Here is a 1,311-nt window from a genome sequence, read left to right on the forward strand (position 1 = left end):
TGGCTCATCACCATAAGGTGTGGTTGACACATAAAATCCATCGGATTTTAAATCGAACATAGAAAAAAAGCGAAAACCCCGGTATCGTAATTGTTGTCTAGACAAACCACGATTGGAGTTTTCGCCTTGTCCCAACAGTTTATCAAATTAATTCTTCCGCTTCCAGCCCTTTTTCAAATCCAGATGTCGTCCGATGAAGAACCGCACGTATTTCCTATCATTCCTGATACACATGAAATCCCTTGTCCGCTATGCGAAAAAAAGACTATCTTGCATTCGAAAAAGCGTCGTCGTTTTCGACACGGTCATGCGTGGGGAGTCGGTGCCTTGTGGATCGAACTAGATGTCCCACGTCAAAGATGCCTCTCTTGTGATTTGACGTTTGTATATGACTACGGTCTCGGACTCGTCCGTACTTCTACCGAAGTGTTCCGAAAAGGCATCACAGAACGGTGCCATGGCCGCACAATTTCAGATGTTGCGCATGAATATGAACTTCCTTATACGACTGTGGAACGGTGGTTTTATCAGTACGCTTCAGTGGATACAGTGGGACAGGCGACACACATCCTCGTCGATGAGTTCGCCACGAGAAAAGGACACCACTATGCGACGATCGTTCTTGATGCCAAGACTGGACGTCTTCTGTCTATCGTCCCGGGTCGGGACGTATCGGCGATCACGGCTGCGCTTCAAGGTGTACTGGGAGATGTTCGTTCTGTCGTCAGTGATTTTGCACCTGCGATGGCGAAGGCAACTAATCGTGTCTTCCCGAGTGCAGCGCATGTACTGGATCGTTTTCATCTCATCCAGTTCTTCACGGACGCTCTTCGCCGTCGGCGTCGATTTTTGAACGAGACGAAACGCCATCATCATATTCGCGTCATTGACCGTGCACTGGCTTGTCGCCCAGAAATGCTGGCTCCAGAAGACCGAGAGGTCGCCCGTTCTTGTATTCTAGAAGACGCCTTTACTCAGGATCTATATAGAGGACTCCAACATATCCGGTATGTGCTGAAGGCAACGTGTAACAGGCAGGCTCACCGAAGACTGACGGACTGGCTGGACCGTTACCAGTTCCATCCGTGCGGACCTCTCGCAAAAATCGCGAAAGCGATCCGGGGGCGTGAGGAAGCGATGCGTCAGACCATTGTATCAAGGCTATCGAACGGGAAAATGGAAGGAACGAACAACAAGATTAAGCTCATCAAACGTCGTGGTTATGGCTACCGAAACCTCGAACGATTCTTTTTGAGATTGCGCCTCGAGCTTGGTGGTTAAAATAGCAACCACGTGTTATGGTGATGAGCC

The 1,311-nt window shown here is 49.2% G+C and carries 1 protein-coding gene; it reads left to right on the forward strand.

All coding sequences use genetic code 11. From position 1 onward, the window contains the following. Positions 1 to 183 precede the first annotated feature (183 nt). Positions 184 to 1,281 carry an ISL3 family transposase gene (locus KNQ15_RS16545; protein ID WP_251137737.1) on the forward strand — a complete coding sequence of 366 codons (1,098 nt, stop codon included), beginning with the start codon at positions 184 to 186 and terminating at the stop codon, positions 1,279 to 1,281. Positions 1,282 to 1,311 lie beyond the last annotated feature (30 nt).

It is taken from the genome of Exiguobacterium sp. s168 (genome assembly GCF_018619035.1).
Lineage (GTDB): Bacteria > Bacillota > Bacilli > Exiguobacteriales > Exiguobacteriaceae > Exiguobacterium_A > Exiguobacterium_A acetylicum.

What these genes read in the sequence shown, in the direction of transcription:
- KNQ15_RS16545 (WP_251137737.1), top strand. Translation starts at nt 184, where the DNA reads ATGTCGTCCGATGAAGAACCGCACGTATTTCCTATCATTCCTGATACA.